Origin of the sequence: Succinimonas sp. (genome assembly GCF_045225735.1) — a bacterium.
Lineage (GTDB): Bacteria > Pseudomonadota > Gammaproteobacteria > Enterobacterales > Succinivibrionaceae > Succinimonas.
This window is the reverse complement of the sequence record NZ_JBGVBR010000315.1, coordinates 1-4,760: the sequence shown is the minus strand read 5'-3', so window position 1 is coordinate 4,760 and position 4,760 is coordinate 1. Positions and strand designations below refer to the sequence as shown.

The window sequence follows — 4,760 nt, the reverse complement described above, 5'->3', positions numbered from 1 at the left end:
GATTAGCAATGAATTAACAGAAGAATCGGATCACAGAATACTGAGGAGGCGGACATGAGCGATATGACCGGCGGCGCAGACGGCGCGGGATTCGGCGGATGCGGGGGATTTTTTATCCCGGCGGGGGGCTTTTTTCATCCCTTCGGGGCATCCATGTACAATGCCAGCTATATGCTGGGGCAGGGGTTTATGGGCTTCGGCAACGGCGAAACCATGATGCTTTTCTCTCTGGCCGAGCAGCAGAAGGCCGCAGAGGCAGCGGCAAAGGCCGATGCGCCACGGCATAAAATCAGCCTTTCCAAGGAAGCTCTCGACAAGGGATCTCTCCGGGTGATCTGGAAATGCGGCTGCGGCACCATGAACAGCGGAAAGTTCTGCTCCGAATGCGGGAATCCCCGGAGCCGGGTGGTCTGGCTCTGCTCCTGCGGGGAGCTCAATCAGGGAAGATACTGCACCGAGTGCGGCGCGCCCCGGCCGGAAACGGAGGAGGCATCCGCCGCCCCGGAACCGGAGAAAGCCCCCGAAGCAGAGGCTGCGGCCCCGGAAGCCGGGGATGCGGACAGCGAGTCTCCGGCCTCATAGCATATCTTTTATTTTTGTTCTGCGCTCCTTCTCCGCCCTTCCTCCGGCCCGGCAGCCGGAGGGGGTTCTTGGTTTTTCCGGGCCGGAGCGCGGCGGCGCGGCCGAAAACCCGCTCCCGTGATATTCCGCGCATGATTTTCTGCAAAAAGGGGTTAAAATGAACCTCGGAACGCCCTCGCGCAGCTGTGATGCCCTAAGGACGCCGCAACAAGGAGAATGCCATGACCGACTCTGCCAGTCCCGCCCCGGATAACGCCAATGCCGATGAAATCAAGCCCCTCATCACCGAACAGGTTAACCTCACCCTTTCCGGGCAGACCATGCGCATAACCTGCCGCAAGGGCGAATCCGCCGCCATGATCCGGGCTCAGAACATGGTAAATGACAAAATTCTGGAGCTCAGAAAGGTGGCTCCCGGTCTTTCTATGGAAAAAATAGCCCTGCTGGCATCTTTGGACTTCTGTCACGAATTGAACCAAAAGTCATTGCAGTTAAAGGGCATCAGCGATACACTAGAGGTAAGAGTAAAGAAGCTGAAGGAGCTCCTTGAGGGTAACTGAAGCGGACTTCTCTTCAATCGCCGCTTTTAGGCATTGTATTTGGTTATGTCCCTGAGCCGATACAAACAGATTAGGGGGATTAAAGGTGCATGGTGTGCAGGCCTGCGGCTCCGTAACGGGATCACCGAATCAGGAAGCCTAAGTGCGCTTCAGCGTCGCCCGCTTTGAACTTCCGGGTTCAAGGTTTCAGACCTTAGCATTGTTTGGGAGTCTGGTGTGATTGATTTAAACTGAAAGGCAGGATCCTCCTGCCTTTTTTAATACCTGTAACTTGAAGCTGTAAAAATATGCCTACATCCCGTCCTCTTCTGCGTCAGAAAATTCGCGATCTCCGCAAAACCATAAGTGTTGAACAGCATGCCCATTATTCGGCTCAGCTGGTAGATCGTTTCATGCATCACGAACGTATTAACAAGGCGTCCTGCGTGGCCCTCTACATGAGCGTTGACGGCGAGGTTGACACTGCCGGAGTCATTAACTGGTGTCTTAATAACAACATCCAGGTAGCCCTGCCGGTTTTGCATCCGTTTTGCAAAGGACATCTGCTGTTCCTTAATTATGATAAAAACACCATCATGATTAACAACAAATACGGTATCCCGGAGCCGGAGCTTGACGTCAGAAATGTTATCCCCCTGAACCGCATTGACATCATGTGCACGCCGCTGGTGGCTTACGATTCTCATGGCAACCGTCTCGGCATGGGCGGCGGCTATTATGACCGCACCCTGCAGATCTACAACCAGACCGGCAAAGGCCCCTATCCGGTAGGCCTGGCCCTGGACATTCAGGAAGTAGAAGCCCTTCCCACCGAAATCTGGGATGTGCCCCTTCCGGAGATCATTACTCCCACCCGGGACATCATTTTTGAAAAGAATGTGAGACAGCCGCCCCTGCAGTAACTGCCCGGCGTCCTTGCTGACATCACGTCTCTGTTAAAAAGCCGGTTATGCCGGCTTTTTTTACGCCCCCGCTTTAACGGCCGGAAATTCATCGCCGCCAGGCGCCGGCCGGTCTCCTTTCAGACCGGCTCTTAGCGGCAGGCCGGCGAGTCCTTCTCTTTCTTTTTATGAGCAGCAGAGACCGCCCGGAAAATGTTTCCGGCGTCATGTAAGACTTTGACACCTGTCACAGATCTGAAATCAAAGCTGTGTATTGTCAATTTTAATCACCGGCGTATAATGCGCATGTTCACAGATCAGTACCAGCGGATAATTGCCATGAGCCAGAATACCAAAAAACAGAATGCAGCCAGGGAAGCTCTGAAATATGTAGAGGATAATGCGGTGCTCGGAGTGGGCACGGGATCCACGGTCAACTATTTCATCGCAGGACTTCATGAAATCAGGGATCGGATCCGCGGCGCGGTTTCCAGCTCCCGGGCTTCCACCGAAAAGCTCATGCAGATGGGCATTCCGGTGCTGGATCTTAACGAGGTGGATCACTTTGACATCTACGTGGACGGCGCCGACGAGGTAAATCCCGCCTTGGAAATGATCAAGGGCGGCGGAGCGGCTCTCACCCGGGAAAAGATCGTCGCCGCGGTAGCAAAAAAATTCGTCTGCATTGTGGACGACAGCAAGACCGTGGACGTGCTGGGACGTTTTCCGCTGCCGGTGGAGGTGATCCCCATGGCCCGGGAGTACGTGGCCCGGGAGCTTCGGAAGCTGGGCGGAAATCCGGTCTGGCGTCAGGACTGCGTAACTGACAACGGGAACCAGATTCTGGATGTGCATGATCTGCGCATCACCAATCCCGGGGAACTGGAGCAGGCGATCAACGCCATTCCCGGAGTGGTTACCGTGGGGATATTCTCCCGCCGGGGCGCTGATGTGCTCATTGTGGGGACAGAGGACGGCGTCCGGGTTTCCGAAAAATAACCGGCGGTCTGCCAGTCTCAGTTATGCGCAAGCTCAGGAGAGCCTTTCCGGCAGCGGAAAGGCTTTTTTGTGTCCGGACACGATGCCGTCTCCCCGTTCTCGCCCTGATTTATCTCCCCGTCCTGATTTATCCCCTATTCAGCGGCGTTCTCATCCGGATTCCCGGCTTTTCCGGGAGCGGCGGCAAGACAATGGAGGGCCACGCCGTGGGATCTCTCGTAACGTACCCCGTTTCTTACCGGATAGAGTCTTTCCGGATCGCCGGAGTCGGAGCCCCGGGAGCTTCCGTCAGAAAAGAATCTCCCGCGGTTTCCCGGAAAAAGATAAAGCAGGCTGCCCGGCCCCTTAAGACACTCCCGATCCTCGCTGAAGCACACCCGGGCGGCGGGCATTTCGGAATCGTAGTAGCGCACCAGAAGGCCGGCTCCTCCGGAGCATTCGTATGTCACGTCCTGAAAGGAAACCTGACGGAGCCGGGTCTGCCAGAGGGAGTATTCCCGGAGCGCGGCGTACTCGATGCAGCGAGCGGGATGCTCCTCGTTCATGCAGGAGGCAAACTCCTCCTGAAAAAGCAGCCCGCCGTTAAGGTAGGCCTCGGTGTCCGGGTTCTGCCCCTTAAGCCTCAGGAGCTCCTCCTCCAGAAAGAGCAGGCGGGGATTCCGGCAGAGATATCCCTCGGGAGAGTAATCCCGGGCCCGGGAGCAGATCTGGCTGAATTTTCTGCCCGCGTCCGCCTCGGCCTTTTTCAGGGAGGCAAAGGGGTAATCACCGGCATGGTACTCCCCCAGATATCTTACCGGAACCTCCTGGCTCCCTGCGGGAACCGGGAGCGCCGGAACGGCCGCCGCCGGCCCGGAGACCTCGCCGCGGGCGGCGGCGATTCCGGCCAGTATCCCGGAAAACAGCGCCGCCCCCAGAAGGATCCGGAAGCGGTATTCCTTAAAAAAGCTCTCCCGGGCGGCAATATGCTTCTTCATTATTATCATGTCCTCTGCCAGCCTCCGCCGGTTATTCATGCCGGCGGATTCGGGGAGCTATTATATGTCAGAACCCTGCCTTAAGCCACGCCGGCGCCGGCGTCTGTCCAGCGGATGCCGCCCCCTCCGGAAACGGCATCCGGCTCTTCGGAGTCCCGAAAAAACCGCGCCGCCCGGAAAAAAGAGCGGCTTTTTCTTCCGGCTGACTTCCTGATGCCGGTTTTCTGCCGGAGATCACATGAGGCCCAGGCTTCAATTTGAAAAAATTTTTTCGGGAGGGGAAACCGCCTAAAAACTTGTCCCCAGCACTAATCCACAACAAGAGGGATCCCGGAAATGATCCGTATACCGGCCCTCTGATTACTGAAATTATCGCTATAAAAATTTCAAAAAAGCCGGCGGAATCCGGAATTCAAAGATCCTGCCGCCCATGACTTTTTTCACAGTCAAAAACAAATAGGGATACATATCATTTTTCATCTGTTGATAGTATTTTTGCTACTACTAGATATAGTGGTTTTTTCAGGCTGTTTTCCCAAATTGGCACTGTATATGGTGATTGTTTTTTCTTTTGTGCAAAAGTCATTTTGAGCATTATTCCACAATACTCCATGTTGTGTTTTAAAAAATTCATTGATCTGGATCAATTAATTCAACAATTTTAAATAAAGTTTTTTCCCTATTTACGAGTTCATTTTTTTGTAGTTAAATTTGTTCTCACTTAAGGAGGCCGCCTCATGACCTCCCCGAAAAATCATCCG

Annotated in this window: 5 protein-coding genes; 4 read left to right on the top strand and 1 reads right to left on the bottom strand. The window is 54.6% G+C overall.

The window, feature by feature from the left end; translation table 11 throughout:
• The first annotated feature begins 54 nt into the window (after nt 1–54).
• From ACJROR_RS11280 to rpiA, 4 genes are all read left to right on the top strand, one after another.
• Nucleotides 55–582, top strand: a complete 528-nt coding sequence (locus ACJROR_RS11280) for a hypothetical protein (RefSeq protein ID WP_406547136.1) — start codon at nt 55–57, stop codon at nt 580–582.
• 221 nt (nt 583–803) lie between these two features.
• Nucleotides 804–1,142 (top strand): cell division protein ZapA, encoded by a 339-nt coding sequence (locus ACJROR_RS11275; RefSeq protein ID WP_406043564.1) that lies wholly within the window; start codon nt 804–806, stop codon nt 1,140–1,142.
• A gap of 287 nt (nt 1,143–1,429) precedes the next feature.
• Nucleotides 1,430–2,044: a 5-formyltetrahydrofolate cyclo-ligase gene (locus tag ACJROR_RS11270; protein WP_406043566.1), complete on the top strand. Its 615-nt coding sequence runs from the start codon at nt 1,430–1,432 to the stop codon at nt 2,042–2,044.
• 318 nt (nt 2,045–2,362) lie between these two features.
• Nucleotides 2,363–3,022 carry a ribose-5-phosphate isomerase RpiA gene (gene rpiA / locus ACJROR_RS11265; RefSeq protein ID WP_406547137.1) on the top strand — a complete coding sequence of 220 codons (660 nt, stop codon included), beginning with the start codon at nt 2,363–2,365 and terminating at the stop codon, nt 3,020–3,022.
• 134 nt (nt 3,023–3,156) lie between these two features.
• Here rpiA and ACJROR_RS11260 read toward each other — a convergent pair whose 3' ends face one another.
• A complete protein-coding gene (locus tag ACJROR_RS11260) occupies nt 3,157–3,999 on the bottom strand; it encodes a hypothetical protein (RefSeq protein WP_406547135.1) in 843 nt (280 codons plus the stop codon).
• Nucleotides 4,000–4,760: the final 761 nt, after the last annotated feature.